Raw genomic sequence first — 23,280 nt, forward strand, 5'->3', positions numbered from 1 at the left:
CCAAAGGAAGGAAGACAATGCCCACTGCAAAGGAAATCGTGAAGCGCATCAAGGAGGAGGAGATCGAATGGGTCGACCTTCGTTTCACCGATCCGCGCGGCAAGTGGCAGCACCTTTCCATGTGCGCCGGCGTGCTCGATGAAGACGCGCTTGAAGAAGGCCTGATGTTCGACGGTTCGTCGATCGAAGGCTGGAAGGCTATCAACGAGTCCGACATGATCCTGAAGCCGGACCTCGATGCGGTCTATGTCGATCCGTTCAGCGCCACGCCGATGCTGATCGTGGTGTGCGACATCGTGGAGCCCAGCGACGGTTCGCTCTATGGCCGCGATCCGCGTTCCACCGCGAAGCGCGCCGAAGCCTATCTGAAGAGCACCGGCATCGGCGACACCGTGTATGTCGGCCCCGAGCCCGAATTCTTCATGTTCGACGATGTGCGGTTCGAAACCGGCTATGACCGTTCGGCCTTCTACATCGACGACATTGAACTGCCCACCAACACCGGCAAGGTGCTGGAAGGCGGCAATTTGGGCCACCGTCCGCGCGCCAAGGGCGGCTATTTCCCCGTCGCGCCGGTGGACAGCTGCATGGACATCCGCGCCGAAATGGTCAGCACCATGCTGGAAATGGGCCTGCCCATGGACAAGCAGCACCACGAAGTGGCCGCTGCGCAGCACGAATTGGGCATCACCTTCGGCACGCTGGTGCAGACCTCGGACAATGTGCAGGTCTACAAGTACGTCGTGCAGCAGGTCGCCGCGGCCTATGGCAAGACGGCCACCTTCATGCCGAAGCCGATCAAGGACGATAACGGCTCCGGCATGCACACACACATGTCGATCTGGAAGGGCGGCAAGCCGCTCTTCGCGGGTGACGGCTATGCCGGCCTGTCGGAAACCTGCCTCTATTACATCGGCGGCGTGATCAAGCATGCCAAGGCGATCAACGCCTTCTCGAACCCCACCACCAACAGCTACAAGCGGCTGGTGCCGGGCTTCGAAGCGCCGGTGCTGCTGGCCTATTCCGCCCGCAACCGCTCCGCTTCCTGCCGCATCCCCTATGGTTCGGGCGAGAAGGCGAAGCGCGTGGAATTCCGCTTCCCCGATCCGCTGGCGAACCCCTACCTCTCGAACGCCGCCCTGCTGATGGCCGGCCTCGACGGGATCCAGAACAAGATCCATCCGGGCGAAGCCATGGACAAGAACCTCTACGATCTTCCGCCGGAAGAGCTGGCCGAGGTTCCCACCGTCTGCGGCTCGCTGCGCGAAGCTCTCACCTCGCTGCAGAACGACCATGAGTTCCTGCTCAAGGGCGATGTCTTCACCAAGGATCAGATCGATGCCTATATCGAACTGAAGTGGGAAGAAGTCTATCGCTGGGAAATGGCGCCGAGCCCGGTCGAATTCGACATGTATTACAGCTCCTGATCGCGTTTTCGATCCGCAAAAGGGGGCGTCCGGGAAACCGGGCGCCCTTTTTTCGTGCCTGTCCTACAGCGCCCCTCCCTGCCTAGCCCTGCGGCCTCCACTCCCATCAGCGAGGCCATGCCATGCAGCGCAAACCCATTTTCGATGCCATCCGCCGGCTTCTGGGCCGCGGTTTCAAACCTTCCGAAGTCGCCGCCCTGGACGCGGCAATCGACAGCGCCCTGCGGCCTGACAACCCCGATCCCCTCGCCGCGCCGCTGGAGGCGGGGCCAGATGCCATCGCTCTCATCCGCGAATTCGAAGGCTGCGCCCGGCTCCGGCCCGATGGCCGGGTGGAAGCCTATCCCGATCCCGGCACCGGCGCTGCCCCCTGGACGATCGGCTGGGGCGCAACCGGGCCCGGCATCGGACCCGGCACCGTGTGGTCGCGCGAGGAATGCGACGCGCGGCTGATGGAGGACATCGCCCGCCATGCCGCTGACGTGCGGCAGGCCATCGGCGACGCGCCCACCACGCAGAGCCAGTTCGACGCGCTTGTATCATTCCACTTCAACACGGGCGCCATCGCCCGGGCCACGCTGACCCGCCGCCATGTGGCCGGAGATACGGCCGGGGCAGCCACTGAATTCGTCCGCTGGAACCGCGCCGGCGGCCGGGTCCTCGCCGGCCTGACCCGGCGCCGCGCGGCCGAAGCGGCGCTCTACCTGCGCGGATGAATGTATCGCAGGGGCCGCACCGCACCGGTGCGGCCTCAGTAATCGCGGCTATATTCCACCGAAGCGCCGCCCCGGCCGAGGCTGTTGATATTGGCGAGGAGCGAAAGCCAGCTGGTCAGCCGGAATTCGAACGAGGTGGCGTTGTAGCCGCGCCCGTCGGTGACGATCTCCACATAGAAGCGCCGCCCGAAATTCTTCCCCAGCGCCACGGCCGTGGCGCGATCCAGCGCAGGATCGGCCGGGACGATGCGCAGCCGGTCCAGCCCCACGGCACTGCGCAGCCGGTTGATCGGGTCCATCCCCCCGCCCCCTTGCAGAGACGCCACAGCCGCGCCGAGCTGGATCGCCTCGGTGGCGGAAAGCGTGGTGATGGAGCCGCCATAGAGCAGCCGCGCCAGCAGTTCCTCTTCCGGCAAGGCCGGCGTCGAGCTGAAGGTAATCGCGGGGCGGGTCGCGTTGCCGCTCACCGTCACCTGCACGGACAGATCGTTCACATCGGTTTCCGCCAGAATGTCGATGCGCGGATCGATCGGCACATTCTCGTCAAAGGAGATATCGCCGCGGGTAATATCAAAGCGCACGCCGGCGAAGGAGTAGAAGCCCTGCCGCGGCACCACCTTGGCCGACCCGCCCACCCGGGGATCTTCCGTGGTGCCGCGCAGGCGCACATCACCGCTCCATTCGCTGTCGAGCCCCAGGCCATCCACCGCCACCCCGCCGGGTGCGTGCGCATCGATCAGGAAGCGCCAGGGCGGGCCGCGCCGGGAAGGCGGGGCAATGTCGGCCGGCAGATTTATCTCCCGCGTGCGGATATCGGGCAGCTGCTCTGCCTCCACCGCCCCGCCCAGGCGCCAGCGCGCCTCGCTCACCCGCAGCCGGCCGGCGATCGTCCCGCCGAAGCCGCTGGAGACGATCCGCAGCGGCCCGGTAACCGTTGCACCCATGCCCGGCAGATCCAGCACCTCCGCATCGCGCGCGGCGATCCTGATGTCGATTTGCGGGCCACGCCCGCGCCGCATGTTCGACAGGTCGATGAAGCCGCTGCCCGAAAGCTTGCCACCGTTCTGCGCAGTGCCGGCGAAGCTGGTGAGTTGCAGGCGCGAACCGGCAAAGCTGCCGCGCGCGCTGACATTGCGCACATCCGTGCCGGTGAGCGCGCTCTGCAGGCGCAAGCCATCGCCCGCCAGCGATCCGCGAACCTGCGGATTGCCCACCGTGCCGCGCACATCCGCTGCCACTTTCAGCGTGCCGTTGATATCGATCAGCTCGATTGCGAGCAGCCGCCACAGGGAATCCGCCGGGCCGCTGAACCGCAGCTGCGCGAAGAGATCGCCATTGTATAACCGGTCGAAAAGCGCGCCGTCTGCCGGCAAGCCGGAAATGCGCGCCTGCAGCCGCCCGTAAGTGGTGCTGGCATCCTTCACCACCGCGCGAGCCTGAAGGTCCTTCGCGCGAAGATCGGCGACCAGCGCAAGATCGACGGGGCGGGAGGAGAGGACGAGGCCGGACCGGGTGAGGCCATTCACCATCAGCCGCGCCGTGCCCGTGGGTGCGCCCGACGGTGCCTGGCCCACCTCGACGATGCCGGAGACGCTGCCGCCCAGCCCCAGTTCCGCGCCCGCCGCATCGGCGACGGAGAGCGGCAGCGAGGCCAGCTGCAGCTTGCCGGAAATCGGCTGGGCCCCGCCGAAGCGGCCTTCCGCGATCACGAAGCCGCCATCGTAACCGACCTGCGTCGGCTGCAACTGCCAGCCGCCATCCTCCGCCTTCAACAGCACGGCGCGGCGCGGCATGCTGATGTCCTCTCCGCCATAGCTGCCGCGAGCGGCCAGCGTCAGCCGCTCTGGCGCGATCTCGCCGGTCAGCTGCAGTTCGAAATCGCTGCCCCGCTGGCCTGACATCGCCGCGTCGAAACTGCCGGTGCCGTCCGTCACCTGCGCCTTCGCCGCGAGGCGGCCGAGAAACACTGTGCCATAGCCGATGCCTGCCCCGGTCACCTGCCCGCTGATCGTGTTGCCCCCTTCGCGGAACAGCCCGCTCAGTTCGATATCGGCCTGCCGGATGGAAAGCGCCGTGGCGCCGCTGAAGCTGGCATTGCGTGCAGTGATGGAGGCGTGAACCGCCTGCCCCGCCGGCTGCGGCATCAGCCCGATCGTGCCGTCCAGCCCTCCGCCCGAGACGGTCAGCATCCCGCGGACGCCGCCGTTCACAAAAGTGAGATCGCCGCCCAGCGTGGTGTCGGAGACCACGAAGCGGTTCACCGAAATGCGGCTCGGCCCGCCCTCCGGCGCAACGAACAGCAGACTGCCGGTGAAGGGGCCGAGCGTGGATTGCCCCTCGGTCTCGATCGCCAGCCCCTGCTCTGCGGGTGAGATCGCCAGCCGCACATCGCGCAGGCCCGCCGCGGGCAGGGGTGCGGCAAACACCAGCTCGGCATGGGGGCCGTCCGCTTCCAGCGTGCCTTCGACGGTGAAGGCGCCGTAATCCTCCTGTCGCCCGCTGCCCACCAGCGTGGTGCGGCCGCCCGCAATGCGGCCATCGAGCGACAGTGTGAGCTTGCTGCCGGTGAGGCGGGCATCGCGGAACACCACCGGCGCCCGTTCGCCCAGCGTGACTCCACCGGCGAAGCGGATGTCCTCGCCCGCGATCGTGGTGATCGTGCCATTGGTGATGCGCGGAAGGCTGCCCTTCACATCCGCCGTGAGCCGCCAGGGTGTCCCGCCCCCGAAGCTGGCCCGGATCGTGGCATCGGCATTCATCACCCCAACGCCCTGCAGCGGCAGGCCCCGCGCGCGGACCGGCCCCGCCAGGCGATAGGTGCCGCGCGCAGGATCGGCGTCGAGCGAGAGTGTGGCGGCGAGGCCTTCGAAGGCGAGCGCCAACCGGTCCCCGCGCAGCTTTCCGCCTTCCAGCAGCAGAGTGCCGCGCAGGCGGCCGTTCACCAGCCGCGGATCGAGCAAGCCCTGCCCCGTCACCACCCGCTGCGCGGCGACATCGAGCGGCAGCACGAAGGCAGCGCCGCGCCGCGTGAGCGTGCCCGATTGCGTGAGGCCGCGCAGCACCACGCCGTCCAGATCGAGCTGACCGATCCGTAGCCGATGCGGCACTGAGAGGTTACGGAACGGGCCGGCCAGCGAGGCCGTGAGCTCCGCGTCCCGCAACGCTATCCCCCCGCCCAGCACACGCGGATCGAGCAGCGCGAGGCGCAGCCGCAGATCGTCGAAGGCGTTGTCCGCCAGGTTCACGCCGCCCTCTGCCGTGGCGCGCAATCCGCTGCCGCGCAGAACGATGGCGCCGGCAAGCACGCTGCGTTCCAACGTGCCGACGGCGCCCACGGCCACCTGTCGCCCCAGCGCGCGTGCGGCGGTGCCGCTGACATGCTCCGCCGGCCAGACGAGACCGGAGATGGTATAGGTGCCGGCGCGGTTGGCCAGCGTCATGCTGGCGAGGCGACTGCCCGCCTCCTGCACCAGCAGCCCGCCGTTCCAGCGTTCCCAGCTGCCATCGCCCTGCAGTCGCACCCGCAGGTCCTTCTCCATCCCCGTCAGCGTCGCCAGCAGCCCGCCGGCGGGGGCGCGGTAATCCACGTCGAGATCGAAGCGATCGCCATCCGGTTCGGCCAGGACCACCGCCTTCAGCTCGTCCCCGCCGCCCAGATCGCCTTCGGCGCGAATGTCCACCCGGCCGCGGCGGATATTGGCGCTGGCGTTGAAATCCACCGTGCGCGCCTGCCCCAGCACCTGCTCGTCCACGTGCAGGCGGTCGATGACCAGACGGTCCACACGAATGTTGAAATCGGGCAGGATGGGTGCATCGGGATCGCCGGGCACCAGCTTGGGCGCGGCATGCAATTGCCCCTGCCGCAGCACCAGATGGCGCACATCGAGCCCGGTGAAGGGGAACTTCCACGGGCGCCAGTTGAGGTCCACCTCCGGCACTTCGAGGAACAGCACGCCCTTGGAGTCGCGCAGCTTCACATCGTAGAAGGAGGCGCTCCACAGCACCGATCCTTCGATATGGCCCACCTCCACCGACAGGCCGGAGGCGGGGGCGAAGCGCGAAATCTCGTCGACGATGAACTGGCGGCCCCAGCCCGTGTGCAGCCAGCCGATGCCCACGGCCAGCAACAGCAGCAGGCCGAACAGCGCGGTGCCGATCCACCGCAGCAGGCGTATCGGCCAGGCACGGCTGCGGCGGGGCCGGGTCGCGCCGCCCTCGCCCTCGGCCTCGGCCTCTGCAGCAGGAGGAATTTCGTCAGCCATCAGAAGGCCTGCCCCAGCGCCACATAGACCGCGATGGGCGCATCCTCCGGCCCTGGGTTGATCGGCGTGGCCACGTCCACGCGCAGCGGACCGAAGCTGGTGTAATAGCGCAGGCCCACGCCGGCGCCGAACTTCACCTCTTTGAAATCGGGCAGGGAGTCATCGCCCACCGTGCCGGCATCGACAAAGGGCACCACGCCCAGCGCGCCGCCCAGCAGGCCGGTGCGCACCCGCGCCTCCAGCGAGAATTCGGCCACCGAGCGACCGCCCGAGGGATCGCCCGCGCTGTTGCTGGGGCCGATCGCCTGATAGCCATAGCCGCGCACCGAACCCGCGCCGCCGGCATAGAGCCGCCGCGAGGGCGCAATGGCGGCCAGCGGGGCGCCGGTGATGCTGCCCAGCTTTGCCCGCGCCGCCAGCACCACCCGCTCGCTCACCTTGCGGTAGTAGCTCGCATCCACTTCGTTGCGGACATAGAACCGCTGCATCCCGCCGCGCGTGGAAAGCTCGGGCGAGGTCTTGCCCCCCAGGCGATAGCCACGGGTGGGGTCGAGCAGATCGTCGCTGGTGTCGATCAGGGCAGAAAACGGCAGGGCCGCGATCAGAAAGGTCTGGCGCGGGCCGCGATTGCCTTGCGCATCCCGCTCCCGCTGCGCCGTGGCGACAAGTTCCAGCCCCATCGACCAGCTGAACGGCTTCTGGAACAGCAGCGTGCTGACCCGCTCATATGTCCCCACCAGCGAGAGGGTCTCCGCCTCATAGGCGTCGTAATCGATCGTGCTGGCGAAGGCGTCCACGGTCAGAATGCGGTCGCGATTGTGGAAGTTGTTCTTGCGGAAGGTGGCGCCCAGCAATTGCTCACGCGTGCCGGCTATGCCGCGGAAGCGCAGCATGCCTTCCGGCGGGAAGAGGTTGCGATGTTCCCAACTCGCCTGCGCCTTCAGGCCTTCGCCGGTGCCATAACCGAGGGAACCGGCGATGGTGCGCAGCGGTGCCTTGGTCATCTCCACCGCGATATCCACCGTGCCCGGCTCGCCATCGGCGGGAGGGGCCACCTCCACCGGGGTGATCGTGGTGCGGCCGGCCAGCCCGGTGGCGAGGATCGCCTGCCGCAGGTCCAGCTGCAGGCTGCGGCGATAGACATCGCCCGGATTGAAGCGCGCAATGTCCTGCAGATGCCGGGCGGACATGTAATCGGGGACGTTGGACGTCACCTTGCCGATGCGATATTTGCCGCCCGGCTGCACATCCAGCGTGAGGTCACCCTCCTCCCGGTCGTGGTCCACCAGCAGACGCGGATCGGCGATACGCGCGAAGGCATAGCCGTTCTCCCCCAGCGCCGTATCGAGCGCATAGCGCTGCGACACGATGCGATCGGACAGCAGGGGATCCCCGCTCTCGATGCCGAATGTCTCGCGCAGCAGCGGATAATCGCTGCCCGCGCTGGCAAGCCCGCCCAGATCCACCGCGCCGAAGCGGTACTGCACGCCTGGCAGGATGTCGAAGCGCACGCTTGGCTTGGTATCCGCCGCCACGCGCTGCTCGTCGCTCTCGCCGCCATCGCTGATCGCGCGGATCACCTCGCCATTATAATAGCCATAGATGCGCAGCAGGCGCTGCAGCAGCTCCTCGTCTTCCTCGGCCTGCGCAGCCAGCCGCGCATCATTGTCGTCGTCGTCCAGCTGCACGATGGTGGACAGGCTCTTGAAGCGGTCCACGAAGGCCTCCCGCTCGGGGAAGCGCTCCGCATCCTCGGGGAAGGCCAGCACCAGTTCGGAAGAAATCCGCTCCTGCGCGCCGGACGAAGGCGGCGGCTCGGGCATGTCGCCAAAGGTGGCGAACTCGATGTCCTCCTGCGGCGCCAGCGGCTCCACCTCGGGCAATTGCGCATTATCGGGCCACGGGATGTCGATGCCGGGCTCTTCGGCCAGCGGCGAATCCGCCTCTGGCGCGGGGTCGGCCGGCGTGGCAGGCTCGCCCTGCGGTTGCTCCGCCTGCTCCACACCCTGTGCCGCCCAGCTTTCCGGATCGGCCACGGCGGAATCGGGGATCAGATCCTCCAGCCGCTGATCCGCCGCCTGCTGCGCGGCAAGCGGCGTGGTGAACAGCGAAACGGAGGCGGCAAGAACCGCGGCCAGGCGGCGCAAGGAAAGCTCAGGCGAGCTTGTAGAGCTTCTGCCCTCCGGGCACGCCGTCCTTTGTGCTGCCCGGCGGACTGTCCAGGCGCCGTCCGGCCTCGCCGGCAATGGCGTCGATGAGCTGGGCCTGCTCATCATCGGTAAAGCGGCGCCAGCCGGTCGGCCCCAGCCGCTCCAGCGGGCGATAGCGGACCTTGTATTGCATGCGCTGCGAGCCTTCGACCCAATAGCCGAGATAGACATAGGGAAGGTCTTCCTCGGCGGCGCGGCGGATGTGGTCGAGGATGATGAAGTTCCCAAGCCCGCTCCGCACCGTATGATCGGGATCGTAGAAGCTGTAGATCATCGACAGCCCGTCACCCTGCCGGTCGGTAAGGCAGGCGCCGACCAGGCGGCCCGGCCGCCCATCCTCTGTAGGCTCCCGATATTCGATCACAAAGCTCGAAACGGCAGTGTGTTCCACCATGTCGGCATAGTCGATCTCGTCCATGGCCGCCATGCCACCGCCGGGATGGCGCGCCGCCAGATAACGGCGCAGCAGATCATATTGTTCTGACGTGGCCCAGGGGCGGCATTCCGTCACCACCAGATCGCCGTGGCTGCGCAACGCGCGCCGCTGCGTACCGGAAGGCCGGAACTCCTGCGCGGCCACACGCACCGAGACGCAGGCCCGGCAATCGAGGCAGCTGGGGCGGTAGGCCACCGTCTGGCTGCGGCGGAAACCGATCCGGCCCAGCGCATCGTTCAGCTGTTCAGCGTGCGGCCCCTTGAGCTCTGTAAACACCTTTCGCTCGGTCTTGCCCGCCAGATAAGGGCATGGCGCCGGGCTGGTGACAAAGAAGCGGGGGAAGCGGACCGGGGCCGTCACTGTTCTCGCTGGCCTCTCTCTGGCGATTGACGATCTTTACGACAGGCACAGGATTACGTTCCCCATGCCCCATGGTGAAAGAGTCTTAACCAATATTCTTTGAAATTGTAGGTGGATTCTCCACCGTCCGCGGGCTCGCCGCGCACAATCGCCCCGATACGGGTCAGTTCAGCTCCACATGGCTAACAGAATAGCCCCGCGCCCGCAGCGCATCCACCAGCCCTTCCAGCTGGTGGCGATCGCGCGCTTCGCATTCGATATCGGTCACCAGCCCCTTGGCAGGCAGGTTGGTGAAGATGCGCTGGTGATAGATTTCGAGAATATTGACGCTGTGTTCGTCAAACTCCTTCATCACCTTGTAGAGCGCGCCCGGCCGATCCTGCAGCGTGATCCTGAGCCGGGCCAGCCGGCCGGAACGGGCGAGATCGCGCAGCAGCACATTCGCCAGCAGGCGGGTATCGATATTGCCGCCGCACAGCACCAGCCCCACCTTGCGCCCGGCGAACCGTTCGCGATGCGTCAGCAGCGCGGCCAGGCCAGCGGCGCCGGCGCCTTCCACCACCGTCTTTTCGATCTGCAGCAGCAGCGAAACCGCCTCTTCCAGCGCCGCTTCATCCACCAGCAGGATATCGTCCACCACGCGGCGGATGATCTGGCGGGTGAACTGCCCCGGTTCCTTCACCGCGATGCCTTCGGCCAGCGTATCGCCGCCGCAGGGCATCGCCTCCCCCTTTATGTGTCCATACATGGAGGGGTAGAGCCGCGCCTGCACGCCGATCACTTCCACCGGCGGGGTCTGCGCCTTGGCCACCGTGCCGATGCCGGAAATCAGCCCGCCGCCGCCGATCGGCACCACCAGCGTTTCCAGCCCCGGCGCATCCGCCAGCATTTCCAGCCCCACCGTGCCCTGCCCGGCGGCCACATGCGGATCGTCGAACGGATGGACGAAGGTCAGCCCCAGCTCGCTTTCCAGCTTGCGGGCGTGGGCATAGGCTTCGTCGAAGGTTTCGCCTTCCAGCACCACCTTGCCGCCAACGCTTTCGGTCTGCATCACCTTCACCGTGGGGGTGGTGCGCGGCATCACGATCGTCACCGGCACGCCCAGCCGGGTGCCGTGGTAGGACAGGCCCTGCGCGTGATTGCCGGCCGATGCCGCGATCACGCCGCGTTCGCGCTGCGCCTTGTCCATCAGCAGCAGCGCATTCAGCGCCCCGCGTTCCTTATAGGCGGCAGTGAACTGCAAATTTTCGAACTTCAGCCAGATCTCCGCCCCGAAAATCTGCGACAGCGTGCGGCTGTGCAGCGTGGGGGTGCGCATCACCGCGCCTTCGATCCGCTGCGCCGCCGCGCGAATGTCCGCCAGATCGAGCGTGGCGGTGGAAGGCTGGGCGGCGAGAGTGTGCGGGGCGTTCATGGCCGGCGGGCGTAACCAAAAGCGGGCCGGAGGGAAAGGCCAAGCGGCAAGATTGCTTTGCGCGGCGCAAACCGGCAGGTGGGCGGCATGAGTGAGAAACAGACCGTCGCCTTCCTCGGCCTGGGCGTGATGGGCGCCCCCATGGCAGGCCACCTCGCCCGCGCCGGCCATGCCGTCACCGTGTACAATCGCACCACCAGTAAGGCGGAAGCCTGGGTGGAACGGCACCGCGCCGAAGGCCTGTCCGTGTCCATGGCCGCAACTCCGGCGGAGGCCGCTGCGGGCAAGGCCATGGTGCTGAGCTGCGTGGGCAATGATGATGATCTGGCGGAGGTCGTACTCGGCCCGGAGGGCGCGCTGGCGGCGATGGCGCCAGGCACGCTGTTCGTGGATCACACCACCGTCTCGCCCGGCCTTGCGCGGCGGATCGCACAGGCGGCCGAAGCAGGCGGCGTGGCCGCGCTGGATGCCCCCGTCTCGGGCGGGCAGGCGGGCGCGGAAAGCGGCCGGCTGTCGGTTATGTGCGGCGGCAGCGAGAGCGCCATGGCGGCGGCAGAGCCGGTGATCGCCGCCTATGCCGCGCGCATCACCCATGTCGGGCCGGCCGGCGCGGGGCAGGCCGCGAAGGCCGTGAACCAGATCTGCATCGCCGGCACGCTGGCGGGGCTGTCCGAGGCGGTGCGCTTTGCCGATGCGGCGGGGCTGGACATGGCGAAGGTGCTGGCGGCCATTTCTGGCGGGGCGGCGCAAAGCTGGCAGATGGAAAACCGCTGGGACACCATGGCCGCGGGCGAATTCGATTTCGGCTTCGCGATCGACTGGATGCGCAAGGATCTGGCGATCGCGCTGGGCGAAGCCAAGGCGCAGGACCTTTCCCTGCCCGTCACCGCATTGGTGGACCAGTTCTATGCGCAGGTGCAGGCCATGGGCGGCGCGCGGCAGGATACCAGCGCCCTCATCCGCCATTTGCCTGAAAGGAAGCGCCCGTGAAGCTGCGCTATCTCGCCGCGCTGGCCCTGCTGCTGCCCTCCGCGGCGCTGGCCGATACGCTGGTCGACAATATCGACGGCCTCAGCGTGGACCGGCAGGGCAAGGTCACGCGCTTTGCCGGGATGGTGATCGGGGACGACGGACGGATCGTCGAGATTCTCAAGCGCTATGACAAGCCGAGCGGCAAGGTCGATTACCGCGAGGACGGGCGGGGCCGGGTGGTGATCCCCGGCCTGATCGATTCGCATGTGCATGTGATGGGGCTCGGCCTCGCGCAGCTTTCGCTCGATCTTTCGGGCACCCGTTCGCTGCAGGAGGCGCAGGCCCGTCTCGCCGCCTATGCCGCTGCCCATCCCGACCAGCCGTGGATCGTCGGCTGGGGCTGGGATCAGGAAGCATGGGGCCTCGGCCGCTTCCCCACCGCTACCGAGCTGGACGCGGTGGTGGGCGATCGCCCGGTGTGGCTTTCGCGGATCGACGGGCATGCCGGCTGGGCCAACAGCGCCGCGATGAAGGCTGCGGGCGTCACGGCCAAGACCGCCGATCCCGAAGGCGGGCGCGTGCTGCGCGTGCCGGGCGGCAAGGTGCCGGCCGGGGTGTTCGTGGATGCCGCCACCGCACTGGTGGAAGGCAGCGTGCCCCCGCCCCGCCCGCAGGACCGCGATCTCGCCCTGCACGAAGCGCAGGAGCTGCTGATCCGCAACGGGGTGACCGCGGTGGCCGACATGGGCACCAGTATCGAAGACTGGATGACCTTCCGCCGCGCGGGCGATCTCGGCCGGCTGAGCATCCGCATCATGGCCTATGCCGATTCGGTGCCCACCATGCTGCTGATCGGCGGCACCGGCCCCACCCCGTGGCTCTATGAGGACCGGCTGCGGCTGGACGGGCTGAAGCTCTATCTCGACGGCGCGCTGGGTTCGCGCGGGGCGCTGCTGAAGGCACCCTATGCCGACGATCCGGGCAATTCCGGCCTCGCGCTGCTCAACGGCACGCAATTGCGCAATCTGATGAGCCGCGCGGCGATGGACAACTTCCAGGTGGCGATCCACGCCATCGGCGATGCCGCCAATGCCGAGGCGCTGGGCGCGATCGAGGAGCTGTCGCAGGATTATCAGGGGGACCGGCGCTGGCGCATCGAACATGCGCAGATCGTCGATCCGGCGGACATCGCCCGCTTCGGCCAGCACGGCATCATCGCCTCCATGCAGCCGCAGCACCAGACGTCCGACCGGGTGATGGCCGAAGCGCGGCTGGGGCCGGACCGGCTGGCCGGGGCCTACGCCTGGCGCTCACTGCTGCAGGCCGGCGCGCCGCTGGCCTTCGGGTCCGACGCGCCGGTGGAACCGCCGCAGCCCTTCGCCGGCATCGCCGCCGCGATCAGCCGGCAGGATGCCGAGGGTCAGCCGGAGGGCGGATGGATGCCGCAGGAAGCCGTCACCCGTGAGCAGGCGCTGGCGGCCTACACCGCCGGCGCGGCCTTCGCCGGTTTTGCCGAGGGGCATTTCGGCGAGCTGAAGCCGGGCGAGCGCGCCGATTTCCTGATGCTGGACCGCGATCCGCTGCGCGCCGATGCGGCGGCGATCCGCGATACGCAGGTGCTCCAGACATGGATCGGCGGGCGCAAGCTGTTCGACCGGACGGAGCCTGCGCGGCCGCTGGAGGAAGACGAAGCCGGCCCCACCCGCTGAGGGGCCAAGGCCCGGCTCGGTCAGTTCGGGGAGTTCCCGGTGGCGGCCTCTTCGCTATCCGCCGCAGCTTCCGCGCCGGCCTGCTGCGCCGCCTTCTTCTCGCTGAAATAGATCAGCAGCAGCGATCCTTCGAACAGCACCAGCAGCGGCACCGCCAGCATCAGCTGCGAAATCACGTCCGGCGGGGTAATCACGGCGGAGAGGATGAAGATCAGCACCACGGCATAGCGGCGCATGGACACAAGCTGCGCCCGCGTGACGAGGCCCGCCCGGTTGAGCAGCATCAGCAGCACCGGCAGCAGGAAGCTCATCCCGAAGGCCAGGATGAAGCGCATCACGAGGTCGAGATATTCGCCCATCGCCGGCAGCGCTTCCTGCTGCAGCCCGCCGGTCGTCCCTTGGAAGCCCAGGAACCAGCGGAAGGCCGTGGGCATCACCACGAAATAGGCGAGGCTGGCACCCAGCACGAACAGCACCGGCGTGGCGACCAGGAAGGGCAGGAAGGCCTTTTTCTCGCGCGCATAGAGGCCCGGCGCCACGAAGGCCCAGATCTGGTTGGCGATGATCGGAAAGCTGATGAAGAAGGCGGCGAACAGCGCCACCTTGATCTCCACGAAGAAGGCTTCGTAGAGCTTCGTATAGACCAGCCGCCCCTGCCCCGGCGGAAACGCCTCGGTCAGGGGGCGGACGAGGAAGCCGAAGATATCGTCCGCGAAATAGAGGCAGAAGGCGAAGGCCACGCCCAGCGCCATCACCGCGCGCACCAGCCGCTTGCGCAGCTCGATCAAATGCTCGAGCAGCGGGGTCTGCGTATCGTCAATGTCGGAAATCTTGAAGGCCATGGGCTCAGCCCCTCCGACCCTGCACCTGCGTGCTGCGCATCACCGCTCCGCCTCGCTCTGGTCCAGCGGCAGCGAAGTCTGTGCGGCGGGCGCGGGGGAAGGTGGCGGCGGAGGCGGCGGAGCCTTGCTTTCGGCGCTCGCCCCCTCGGGCTCGGTGGCAGGGCGCGGCGGCGGCAGGGCGCCGGTCGGCTCCATTTCCGCCGGGCCGCCATTGGGATGCTCGCGCATCACCTTCTCGTTCTGCTCCCGCCACTTCTGCTCCATTTCCTGCATTTCCGCCTCGCGGACCATCGCATCCAGCCCCGCGCGGAACTGGCTGGACATGCGGCGGAACTTGCCGATCCAGCGCCCCGCGGTGCGGAGGGCCAGCGGCATGTCCTTCGGGCCGATCACGACCACGGCCACGATTATGATAAGCAGCAGCTCTGACGCGCCGATATCGAACATGGGCGGCGCCTGATGGTTAGCGGTTAGCGCGCGGACTTGTCAGCGGTGGTTTCCCCCGCCGGCTTGGCCTCGTGCACAGGGCCTTCGATACGCGCGGCCTCCGGCTTGTGCGGAGTCTTCTCATCCTCGTTCAGGCCCTGGCGGAAGCTTTTCACGCCCTTGCCGAAATCGCCCATCATCTCGCTGATGCGGCCGCGGCCGAACAGGACGAGGATCACGAGCGCGATGATGATGATCTGAAACGGTCCGATATTCACTGGAACTCTCCGAAAACGCTTACGCCAGTCTAGGCGCTTTCCTCGGGCTTTTCCAGCGGCGCGAAATCTGACGCGGTGATGACATCGGCGGGGCTTTGTTCATCCGCTTCCGCAGCATCCCCCTCACCGGCCTCGCCTTCGTCATCCCCGCCGCCGACCAGTTCGGCATAGGCTTCGTCCACCGGATCCAGCAGGCCGGCAGCCTTCAGCTCGTCGATCCCCGGCAGGTCGCGCCGGCTGGCGAGGCCGAAGTGCGAGAGGAAATCGGGCGTGGTGGCATAGATCACCGGCCGCCCCGGCACTTCGCGGCGGCCGGCCACGCGCACCCAGCCCGCCTCCATCAGCACGTCCAGCGTGCCCTTGGCGGTCTGTACCCCGCGAATCGCCTCGATCTCCGCGCGGCTGACCGGCTCGTGATAGGCGACGATCGCCAGCACTTCCGTGGCCGCGCGGCTCAGGCGGCGGGCCTGCTCCCGCTCCCGCCGCAGCAGGTGGGCAAGGTCCGGCGCGGTCTGGAATTGCCAGCGCCGCCCGCGTTCCACCAGCCGCACGCCGCGTTCGCGATAATGCTCTTCCAGCTCGCGCAGCGCCGGGCGCACCTCCGCCCCTTCCAGATGGGCGGAAAGCTGCTCCACGCTCATCGGCTCTTCCGCGGCGAACAGCGTCGCTTCCACCGCGCGCACCAGATCGTCGGGCCGTTCGCTCATGCCGCGGGCCTGCGCAGATGGAGCGGGCCGAAGATCTCCTCCTGCCGCAGCTCCGCCTTGCCCAGCCGGGCGAGTTCCAGCGCCGCCACGAAGCTGGATGCCAGCGCCGATTTGCGCAGGCGCGGCTCGGCATGGGCGGGCAGGAAATCGCGCAGCTCCATCCAGTCCAGCCGCACGCCCAGCATGGCGGAAACCCGCTCCAGCGCCGAATCCAGCGTCATCACCGGGCGTTCGCGCACCATATGCACCACCGGTTCCGTGCGCAGGCGCACCTGCCCATAGGCGGCAACGAGATCGAACCATTCGCATTGCCAGGCATTCTTGCGGTCGATTCGCAGGCCTTCGGGTGCGCCGCGCAGGAACACGTCCCGTCCGATCCGGTCACGCCCCATCAGCCGTGCCGCCGCCTCGCGCATGGCGCCCAGGCGCTGCAGGCGCAGCTGCAGCCGCAGGGCCAGCTCTTCGGGGCTCGGGTCTTCCTGCTCCTCCTTCGGCAGCAGCAGGGCGGATTTCAGATAGGCCAGCCAGGCGGCCATCACCAGATAATCGGCCGCCAGTTCCAGCTTCAGCGCCTCTGCCCGGTCGATATAGCCGAGATATTGATCCACCAGCGCCAGGATGGAGATGGTCTTGAGATCGACCTTCTGCCGTCGGGCGAGGTCCAGCAGCAGGTCCAGCGGCCCTTCCCAGCCATCCAGTTCCAGATACAGCGCCTCGTCGGGCGAAGGGCCGCTGCCCGGCCCGTCCCACCCCTCCGGGTCGGGATCGAGCGCCAGGTCGCGCAGCATGGCATCGCCGTCGTTCACGCGCGATCCCGTGCGATATCCAGCAGGCTGTCACGCCGCGCCGCCAGTTCCGCCCGATCGCCGGAAGGCTGCGCCCCTTCCGGATGAGACAGCGCCCGCTCCAGCCGCTCCGCCGTGGCGGGCGGCATGGCGGGCAGGCGGCGGGCGATTTCCTCCATATCGGCCATCCTGCCCCAGCAATTCAGCACCAGATCGCAGCCGGCGGCAATCGCCCGCTCCGCCCGTTCGGGCACGCTGCCGCTCAGCGCCTCCATGTCGATATCGTCGGTCAGCAGCAGGCCGCCAAAGCCGATGCGTCGGCGGATCACCTCGCCCACCACGACGGGGGACAGCGTGCCGGGATTGTCCGCATCCCAGGCGGTGTAGCGGACATGCGCCGTCATCCCGATGGGGGCATGGGCCAGCGTGCGGAAGGGTTCGATATCCACTTCCAGTTCCGCCTCGGTGGCCTCCACCACGGGCAGTTCCTTGTGGCTGTCCGCCCCCGCGCGCCCATGGCCGGGCATATGCTTGACGCAGCCCGTCACGCCCGCCTGGGCAAGGCCATCCAGCACCGCGCGGCCCAGCGCCGCCACCTGCATCGGCGCCGTGCCCAACGCGCGATCGCCGATCACATCATGCGCGCCTTCCTGCCGCACATCCAGCAGCGGCAGATAATCCACCGTGATGCCCGCTTCGGCCAGTTCCAGCCCCAGCGCTTCGGCATTGGCGCGCGCGGCCTCGATCGCGCTGGCGGGGGCGACATCCCACAGCCGGGCGAAGGCTTCCCCCGGCGGGAAGGCGGGCCATACCGGCGGCTTCATCCGCGCGACGCGGCCGCCTTCCTGATCGATCGACACGAGCAGGCGGTCGCGCCCGTGGATCGTGCGCAGATCGTCGGTAAGCGCGCGCAATTGCCCGCGGCTTTCCACATTGCGGCCGAAGAGGATGTAGCCGGCGGGATCGGCCTCGCGAAAGAAGGCGCGTTCGTCTTCCGTCAGGCGAAGGCCGGAGAGGCCGAAAATGGCAGGCGTCATCGGGAGAAAATCGCAGGAAAGCGCGCTTCGGGCAAGCAGGCGGCGGCGCGGCGATGTGGACAGCGCGTGGATGGCTGCACCCGCCGCCGGGGCTGCGCCATTGCCGAACCGCCGCCCCGGGGGCTACCGCTGTGGATGACGGCCATGGAACGGGGCACAGGCAGTGGATGGATTGGCAGACAGCGTGGCGTGGGAGGTGCAGCTGCATCTCGCCATCCTGCTGCTCGCCGCGCTGGCCGCCGGCCTGCTGATCGGGATCGAGCGCGGCTGGCGCCAGCGGGAGGATGCCGACGGCACGCGCGTGGCCGGAGTGCGCACCTTCACCCTGATCGGTGGCTGCGGGGGGCTGGTGGCGATCATCGCGCTGCAGCTCTCCCCGGTGCTGGGCGCGATCCTGCTGGCGGCGCTGGCGGCCCTGCTGGCCGGGGCCTTCCTGTGGCCGCGCGTGCACCAGACGCGCCGCGACGCCACCACCATGATCGCGGCGATGGTGACGCTGTGCCTGGGCCTACTGGCCGGGGCCGGCTATGCGGAGCTGGGGCTGGCGGGCGCGGCGCTGACCACGCTGATCCTCGCGCTGCGCAAGGAAACCCACGGCCTGCTGCAGGCGCTGACGCCGGAGGAGGTGCGCGCCATCGCCCGCTATGCGGTGATCGCGCTGGCCGTGCTGCCCTTCCTGCCCGACCGGGAGTTCGGCCCCTATGACGCCTGGAACCCCTTCCGGCTGTGGCTGGTGGTGGTGTTCGTCACCGGCTTTTCGGTCGCGGGTTATATCGCCAACCGGGTGATCGGGGAGAACCGCGGCACGATCGCCACTGCGCTGATCGGCGGCGCCTATTCCTCCACCGCAGTGACGGCCGCCTTCGCCGCGCGGCTGAAGGAGCGCCATGCCGGCCCCTTCGCCACCGGCATCGCGCTGGCCAGCGCGGTGATGTATCTGCGCGTGGCGGCGCTCGCCGCCGTGCTCGCGCCCGATGTCGCCGTGCCGGTGGCGCTGCTGCTGGCGCCGGCCGCACTGGCCGCCTGTGCTGCTGCAGGGCTCACCTGGCTGCGCGAAGAGGCCGCCAGCGCCTCCGCCACGGCGCTGGAATCCCGCCCCTTCGCGCTGCTCCCCGCGCTCGGCTTCCTGCTGGCGGTGGCAGGCGCATCGCTGCTGGTGCGCTGGGCGCAAATCCAGTTCGGCCACGCGGGCGCGGCGATTTCGCTGTTCATCGCCGGCAGTTTCGATGTCGATTCGGCAATCGTCGCCTATTCCACCCTGCCGCGGGGGGCGGTGCCGGCACAGGTCGCCGGCTTTGCGCTGGCGGGCACGGTGGCCGTGAACATGGCTTTCAAGGCGGGGATCGTCTTCACCACCGCCGGGCGCAGCAACGGCCGCCGCGCGGGGCTGGCGCTGGTTGCCAGCCTCTGCGTCCTGCTGGCCACGCTGGCCGTTCGCGCCGTCAGTCTGTTCGGCTGAGGCAGCTTACCGCTTCACCTGGCAATCCGCGCCGCCAGCCTTCAGCCGCTCGCACAGGGCATAGGCGCTGGTGGCATCGCCCGCCACCGCCTGCAGGCGATAGACGCGGGTGCCGTCCACCATGGCTTCCACCACGCGGTAGTGATAGCCGTTCAGGGCATCGAAGCGGCGGTTCAGCGTGTCCCAGCCGCGCTGGGCATATTCGCGCGTGGCATAGGCCCCGACCTGCACGCCCACGCCGCCGCTGCCCGCGTCTTGCGTGGCGGAAGGCGCGGCGCTCGGTTCGGCGGCGGCCGGCGTGGCCGGCAGCGTCTTGTCGGCAATGCGGGTTTCCACCACCTTGCCTTCGGCCACTTCGAAACTGGTGTCGCCGGTGCCGGCCACCTGCTTGCCGCCCGGATCCTCCGGCTTGGTCTTGTAGGGTTCGTCCGGCGCCTCGATCACGCTGCCGTCCGCCACCAGGTCGGCGCCGGTGGTGTCGCGATTGACCCACCAGACGCCCCCGATCACCAGCAGCAGCAGCACCGCCAGACCAGCGGCGAAGGCGATGATGCGGGTGCTGTCGACGCCCGCCGGTTCGTAATCGTCGTCCGATTCCAGCCAGGGCAGCCGCTCGTCCGCGTCGGCGAAGATCAGCTCTTCCTCCGCGCCCGCCGCGCCGCTGCCGTCCGGATCGCCCGTTCCCCCATCCGTGCGCCCATCGGCAGAGATCACCATCCTAGAGTTCCTCGACGGCTTCGACCCCCAGCAGCGAGAGTCCGTTGCGGATCACCTGCCCGATCTGCGTGGCGAGGAAAAGCCTCCCCCCGGTCAGCTCGGGATTCTGTGTCACAATGATGCGTTTCGTCGGATCATCGTTCCCCAGGTTCCAGAAGGCGTGGAACGCGGCGGCGAGATCATACAGGTAGAAGGCGATCCGGTGCGGTTCGCGCGCGCGCGCCGCCTGCTCCACCTCGCGCGGGAACTGGGCTGCCAGCTTGACCAGCGCCAGTTCGTCATCCCCAATCAATTGCAGAGCCGTGTCTGACGGTTGCAGACCCTCCGCAGCGGCCTTGCGCAGGGTCGAATGAATGCGGGCGTGGGCGTACTGGACGTAGAAGACCGGGTTGTCCTTGCTCGCTTCCACCACCTTGGCGAAGTCGAAATCCATCTGCGCTTCGGGCTTGCGGGTCAGCATGGTGAAGCGCACCACGTCCTTCCCCACTTCCTCCACCATGTCGGCAATGGTGATGAAGTTGCCGGAACGCTTGGACATTTTCACCGGCTCGCCGGCGCGCAGCAGCTGCACCATCTGCACCAGCTTGACGTCGAAGGGGATCGGCTTGCCGGCCCCTTCGGACAGCGCGGCCACCGCCGCCTTGATCCGCTTCACCGTCCCGGCGTGGTCAGCGCCCCAGATATCAATGAGTTCGTCCGCCCCTTCCGCCTTCTGCATGTGGTAGGCGAGATCGGCGCCGAAATAGGTCCAGCTGCCGTCGCTCTTGCGGATCGGCCGGTCCTGATCGTCGCCAAAGCGGGTGGAATTGAACAGCGGCAGCTCCACCGGCTCCCAATCGTCCAGCGTCTTGCCCTTCGGCGCTTCCAGCACACCGTCATAGACAAGGCCCTGTTCGCGCAGCCATTTTTCTGCCGCCTCGGGCTTGCCCGCGCGCTGCAGCTCCGCCTCGCTGGCGAAGACATCGTGGCGGATGCCGAGCAGTTCCAGATCGCCGCGGATCATATCCATCATGGCGCCCACGGCCGTCTTGCGGAACAGCTCCAGCCACTCGCTTTCCGGAGCGTTTACAAAGCGATTCCCATATTCATGCGCCAGCACCTTGCCGATCGGCACCAGGTAATCGCCGGGATAGAAGCCTTCGGGGATCGCCCCGATGTCCTCGCCCAGCGCCTCGCGATACCGCAGGTGGACCGAACGGGCGAGGGTCTGCACCTGCGCCCCGGCATCGTTGACGTAATATTCTCGCGTCACCCTGTGGCCGGCGAATTCCAGCAGGGCGCACAGCGCATCGCCCACCACCGCGCCGCGGCAATGGCCCATGTGCATCGGGCCGGTGGGATTGGCGGAGACATATTCCACATTCACCCGCTTGCCCGCGCCCATGGCGGAGCGGCCGTAGTCATGCCCAAGCCGGGCAATTGCGCCGAGTTCGCGCAGCCAGTCGGCCGAGGTAAGCCGCAGGTTGATGAAGCCCGGCCCGGCGATCGCCGCGCTTTCGATCATCGGATCGCCGGTGAGATGCTCTACGATCCGTTCCGCCAGCGCGCGCGGATTGGTCTTCGCCTGCTTGGCCAGCACCATGGCGGCATTGGTGGCGAGATCGCCGTGGCTGGGATCGCGCGGCGGCTCCACGCTCACATTGTCGCGCGGGGTATGCGGCGGCAGCACCGCCTCCTTCTCCAGCGCAGAAAGGATGGCGTCGATCCGGGCCGCGAAAGCGGCGTAAATGGTTTGCGTGTCGGACATGGCCGCGCCGTTAGCCTGTTTGGCCGGCGCGGGGAAGCCACGCCGCAGGCGCGGCCGGCCCCCGGGCCGTCCGCTCAGCGCGTGGCGTTATAGGCCAGCTGCGCATCCGTCAGCTGGAAGCCGATCAGCATCTCGAAGCTGGCCCGGGCCACGGCGGTGCGCACTTCCGGCAAGCTCAGCGGATCGACCGCGGCATCGTCCTCGCCCGCCTTGCGGCGACGGGTAATCCGCTCGCGAATGTCCTGCGGCAGCGTGGCGGCGGCGCGATCGACATAGGCGCCCGCGGTTCCGCTGGCCTTGGCCCGCGCTTCCCCATCGGCGAAGGTCAGGGTCACCGTGCCGACGCGCTTGGCGATCACTGCCGTGCCGCCGCGCACCACGGTGGAGAAGTAGGGCAGCTCCACGGTGCGGGCGCCCTGCGTATTCCGCCGCAGGGCGATCACGTCGAAAGTGGCGGTGGAATAGACCTGATCGCCGCTGTCGTCGCACTGGCTGCGGACGTTGGTGATGGTGGCGGAAAGGTCCAGCGCATCGGCGGTGCGGGCGGTTTCCGGCGAGAACAGCGTGATGTCGCCGGTGTAATCGGGCACGCCCACCGCCGGGCACACGCTGCGCAGCGCGGTGATGCCCACGCCCTGCTCGATAACGATGTCGCCTTCGGACTTGCAGCCGGAGAGGGCGGCGGCGGTGGCGATTGCGGCGATCAACGCCTTGCGAGGGATCATCTGTGGTCCTTGTCCAATCCGGGTAGCAGCCCCTAGCCCTTTCGCTGCGGAGCGACAACCGCTAGGGCGGCAGTGATGAACGCACCCTTTCAAAATGGCGCCACCGGGGCGCGGCTTCCGCTGACCGTGCTCGTGGCCGCGCCGCGCGGTTTCTGCGCCGGTGTGGATCGTGCGATCGAGATCGTTGAGCGGGCGCTCGAGAAATACGGGGCGCCCGTCTATGTGCGGCACGAGATCGTGCACAACCGCTTCGTGGTGGACAGCCTGCGCGCCAAGGGCGCCGTCTTCGTGGAGGAACTGGACGAAGTGCCGGGCGATGCGCCGGTGGTGTTCAGCGCCCATGGCGTGCCCAAGGCCGTGCCCGCCGAGGCCGAGCGGCGCCAGCTGATCTATGTCGATGCCACCTGCCCGCTCGTGAGCAAGGTCCACCGGCAGGCCGAGCGGCAGGTGGAGGCCGGGCGGCACATCCTGTTCATCGGCCACCGCGGCCATCCCGAGGTGATCGGCACCTTCGGCCAGGTGCCGCAGGGGCAGATGACGCTGGTTGAAACGGTCGAGGATGCCGCATCCGTAGAGGTGCCTGAAGGCGTTCCGCTGGCTTTCCTGACCCAGACGACGCTTTCGGTGGACGACACCGCGCAGGTGGTGGCGGCGCTGAAGGCCCGCTTCTCCGACATCGTCGGCCCGAAGGCGGAAGATATCTGCTATGCCACCTCCAACCGGCAAATGGCGGTGAAGACGATCGCCCCGGGCAGCGATCTGGTGCTGGTGATCGGCGCGCCCAATTCGTCCAATTCGGTGCGGCTGGTGGAAGTGGCGGAACGTTGCGGCACCCCCGCCCGGCTGATCCAGCGCGGATCGGACCTGGAGGAATCCTGGCTCGAGGGGGTGGGCACCGTGGGTCTCACCGCCGGTGCATCCGCCCCCGAATCGCTTGTGCGCGAGGTGATCGACCGGCTGGGCGAATGGCGCGAGGTGGAAGAGCAGACGCTGGTGACCGCCGAAGAGAAGATGGTCTTCAAGCTCCCCCGCGAACTGACGGCCTAGGCCA

At 68.2% G+C, this 23,280-nt stretch carries 19 protein-coding genes; 6 read left to right on the top strand and 13 right to left on the bottom strand.

Annotated features, from left to right (window positions below; translation table 11 throughout):
- Positions 1-17 precede the first annotated feature (17 nt).
- Together glnA and AEB_RS16485 are read left to right on the top strand one after the other, a co-directional pair.
- A complete protein-coding gene (gene glnA / locus AEB_RS16480) occupies positions 18-1,427 on the top strand; it encodes a type I glutamate--ammonia ligase (protein WP_119084107.1) in 1,410 nt (469 codons plus the stop codon).
- A gap of 122 nt (positions 1,428-1,549) precedes the next feature.
- Complete coding sequence (locus tag AEB_RS16485) at positions 1,550-2,143, top strand: lysozyme (RefSeq protein WP_119084108.1); 594 nt, start codon at positions 1,550-1,552, stop codon at positions 2,141-2,143.
- A gap of 35 nt (positions 2,144-2,178) precedes the next feature.
- Here the strand turns inward: AEB_RS16485 and AEB_RS16490 are convergent, their stop codons facing one another.
- From AEB_RS16490 to AEB_RS16505, 4 genes are all read right to left on the bottom strand, one after another.
- Complete coding sequence (locus AEB_RS16490) at positions 2,179-6,405, bottom strand: translocation/assembly module TamB domain-containing protein (protein ID WP_119084109.1); 4,227 nt, start codon at positions 6,403-6,405, stop codon at positions 2,179-2,181.
- Positions 6,405-8,552, bottom strand: a complete 2,148-nt coding sequence (locus tag AEB_RS16495; protein WP_231958794.1) for an autotransporter assembly complex protein TamA — start codon at positions 8,550-8,552, stop codon at positions 6,405-6,407. Before AEB_RS16495 ends, AEB_RS16490 begins: the two co-directional genes overlap by 1 nt.
- Positions 8,553-8,559: 7 nt before the next feature.
- Complete coding sequence (locus AEB_RS16500; RefSeq protein ID WP_119084110.1) at positions 8,560-9,411, bottom strand: arginyltransferase; 852 nt, start codon at positions 9,409-9,411, stop codon at positions 8,560-8,562.
- A 163-nt stretch (positions 9,412-9,574) separates the two neighbouring features.
- Positions 9,575-10,825 (bottom strand): threonine ammonia-lyase, encoded by a 1,251-nt coding sequence (locus AEB_RS16505; protein WP_119084111.1) that lies wholly within the window; start codon positions 10,823-10,825, stop codon positions 9,575-9,577.
- A gap of 57 nt (positions 10,826-10,882) precedes the next feature.
- On the opposite strand from AEB_RS16505, the gene AEB_RS16510 reads away from it, so the two are divergent.
- Complete coding sequence (locus AEB_RS16510) at positions 10,883-11,815, top strand: NAD(P)-dependent oxidoreductase (RefSeq protein WP_269461550.1); 933 nt, start codon at positions 10,883-10,885, stop codon at positions 11,813-11,815.
- Positions 11,812-13,506: an amidohydrolase gene (locus tag AEB_RS16515; protein WP_119084112.1), complete on the top strand. Its 1,695-nt coding sequence runs from the start codon at positions 11,812-11,814 to the stop codon at positions 13,504-13,506. The genes AEB_RS16510 and AEB_RS16515 overlap by 4 nt, the downstream gene beginning before the upstream one ends.
- Positions 13,507-13,526: 20 nt before the next feature.
- Here AEB_RS16515 and tatC read toward each other — a convergent pair whose 3' ends face one another.
- Genes tatC through nagZ form a run of 6 tightly spaced genes read right to left on the bottom strand, consistent with a single transcriptional unit; the run spans position 13,527 to position 17,581 of the window.
- Positions 13,527-14,348 (bottom strand): twin-arginine translocase subunit TatC, encoded by an 822-nt coding sequence (gene tatC, locus AEB_RS16520; protein WP_119084113.1) that lies wholly within the window; start codon positions 14,346-14,348, stop codon positions 13,527-13,529.
- Between the two features lie 39 nt (positions 14,349-14,387).
- A complete protein-coding gene (tatB, locus tag AEB_RS16525) occupies positions 14,388-14,795 on the bottom strand; it encodes a Sec-independent protein translocase protein TatB (RefSeq protein ID WP_119084114.1) in 408 nt (135 codons plus the stop codon).
- 23 nt (positions 14,796-14,818) lie between these two features.
- Positions 14,819-15,052: a twin-arginine translocase TatA/TatE family subunit gene (gene tatA, locus AEB_RS16530; protein ID WP_119084115.1), complete on the bottom strand. Its 234-nt coding sequence runs from the start codon at positions 15,050-15,052 to the stop codon at positions 14,819-14,821.
- A gap of 29 nt (positions 15,053-15,081) precedes the next feature.
- Positions 15,082-15,759, bottom strand: coding sequence for an SMC-Scp complex subunit ScpB (scpB, locus tag AEB_RS16535; protein WP_119084116.1), 678 nt, complete (start codon positions 15,757-15,759; stop codon positions 15,082-15,084).
- The gene (locus tag AEB_RS16540; protein ID WP_119084715.1) at positions 15,756-16,547 is read right to left on the bottom strand and encodes a segregation and condensation protein A; all 792 of its coding nucleotides are present in this window, start codon (positions 16,545-16,547) and stop codon (positions 15,756-15,758) included. The genes scpB and AEB_RS16540 overlap by 4 nt, the downstream gene beginning before the upstream one ends.
- 14 nt (positions 16,548-16,561) lie before the next feature.
- A complete protein-coding gene (gene nagZ / locus AEB_RS16545) occupies positions 16,562-17,581 on the bottom strand; it encodes a beta-N-acetylhexosaminidase (RefSeq protein ID WP_119084117.1) in 1,020 nt (339 codons plus the stop codon).
- A gap of 172 nt (positions 17,582-17,753) precedes the next feature.
- Between nagZ and AEB_RS16550 the strand changes: the two genes are divergently transcribed.
- Positions 17,754-19,040 carry an MgtC/SapB family protein gene (locus tag AEB_RS16550; protein ID WP_231958796.1) on the top strand — a complete coding sequence of 429 codons (1,287 nt, stop codon included), beginning with the start codon at positions 17,754-17,756 and terminating at the stop codon, positions 19,038-19,040.
- 6 nt (positions 19,041-19,046) lie between these two features.
- On the opposite strand, the gene AEB_RS16555 is transcribed toward AEB_RS16550, so the two are convergent.
- From AEB_RS16555 to AEB_RS16565, 3 genes are all read right to left on the bottom strand, one after another.
- On the bottom strand, positions 19,047-19,757 hold the full coding sequence (locus AEB_RS16555; RefSeq protein ID WP_119084119.1) for an SPOR domain-containing protein: 711 nt from the start codon (positions 19,755-19,757) through the stop codon (positions 19,047-19,049).
- A 1-nt stretch (position 19,758) separates the two neighbouring features.
- A complete protein-coding gene (gene argS / locus AEB_RS16560; protein WP_119084120.1) occupies positions 19,759-21,504 on the bottom strand; it encodes an arginine--tRNA ligase in 1,746 nt (581 codons plus the stop codon).
- A 74-nt stretch (positions 21,505-21,578) separates the two neighbouring features.
- Positions 21,579-22,229, bottom strand: a complete 651-nt coding sequence (locus AEB_RS16565; protein WP_119084121.1) for a hypothetical protein — start codon at positions 22,227-22,229, stop codon at positions 21,579-21,581.
- A gap of 75 nt (positions 22,230-22,304) precedes the next feature.
- Here AEB_RS16565 and ispH point away from each other — a divergent pair, with 75 nt between their 5' ends.
- Positions 22,305-23,276: a 4-hydroxy-3-methylbut-2-enyl diphosphate reductase gene (ispH, locus tag AEB_RS16570; RefSeq protein WP_119084122.1), complete on the top strand. Its 972-nt coding sequence runs from the start codon at positions 22,305-22,307 to the stop codon at positions 23,274-23,276.
- Positions 23,277-23,280: the final 4 nt, after the last annotated feature.

It is taken from the genome of Altererythrobacter sp. B11 (genome assembly GCF_003569745.1).
Taxonomy (GTDB): Bacteria; Pseudomonadota; Alphaproteobacteria; order Sphingomonadales; family Sphingomonadaceae; genus Croceibacterium_C.

Bases quoted from the DNA above. Each gene is read 5' to 3' on its own strand.
- tatB (WP_119084114.1), bottom strand. From the start codon at position 14,795: ATGTTCGATATCGGCGCGTCAGAGCTGCTGCTTATCATAATCGTGGCC.
- AEB_RS16540 (WP_119084715.1), bottom strand. From the start codon at position 16,547: ATGCTGCGCGACCTGGCGCTCGATCCCGACCCGGAGGGGTGGGACGGG.
- scpB (WP_119084116.1), bottom strand. From the start codon at position 15,759: ATGAGCGAACGGCCCGACGATCTGGTGCGCGCGGTGGAAGCGACGCTG.
- AEB_RS16505 (WP_119084111.1), bottom strand. From the start codon at position 10,825: ATGAACGCCCCGCACACTCTCGCCGCCCAGCCTTCCACCGCCACGCTC.
- ispH (WP_119084122.1), top strand. From the start codon at position 22,305: ATGAACGCACCCTTTCAAAATGGCGCCACCGGGGCGCGGCTTCCGCTG.
- AEB_RS16490 (WP_119084109.1), bottom strand. From the start codon at position 6,405: ATGGCTGACGAAATTCCTCCTGCTGCAGAGGCCGAGGCCGAGGGCGAG.
- tatC (WP_119084113.1), bottom strand. From the start codon at position 14,348: ATGGCCTTCAAGATTTCCGACATTGACGATACGCAGACCCCGCTGCTC.
- argS (WP_119084120.1), bottom strand. From the start codon at position 21,504: ATGTCCGACACGCAAACCATTTACGCCGCTTTCGCGGCCCGGATCGAC.
- nagZ (WP_119084117.1), bottom strand. From the start codon at position 17,581: ATGACGCCTGCCATTTTCGGCCTCTCCGGCCTTCGCCTGACGGAAGAC.
- AEB_RS16485 (WP_119084108.1), top strand. From the start codon at position 1,550: ATGCAGCGCAAACCCATTTTCGATGCCATCCGCCGGCTTCTGGGCCGC.
- glnA (WP_119084107.1), top strand. From the start codon at position 18: ATGCCCACTGCAAAGGAAATCGTGAAGCGCATCAAGGAGGAGGAGATC.
- AEB_RS16565 (WP_119084121.1), bottom strand. From the start codon at position 22,229: ATGATCCCTCGCAAGGCGTTGATCGCCGCAATCGCCACCGCCGCCGCC.
- AEB_RS16555 (WP_119084119.1), bottom strand. From the start codon at position 19,757: ATGGTGATCTCTGCCGATGGGCGCACGGATGGGGGAACGGGCGATCCG.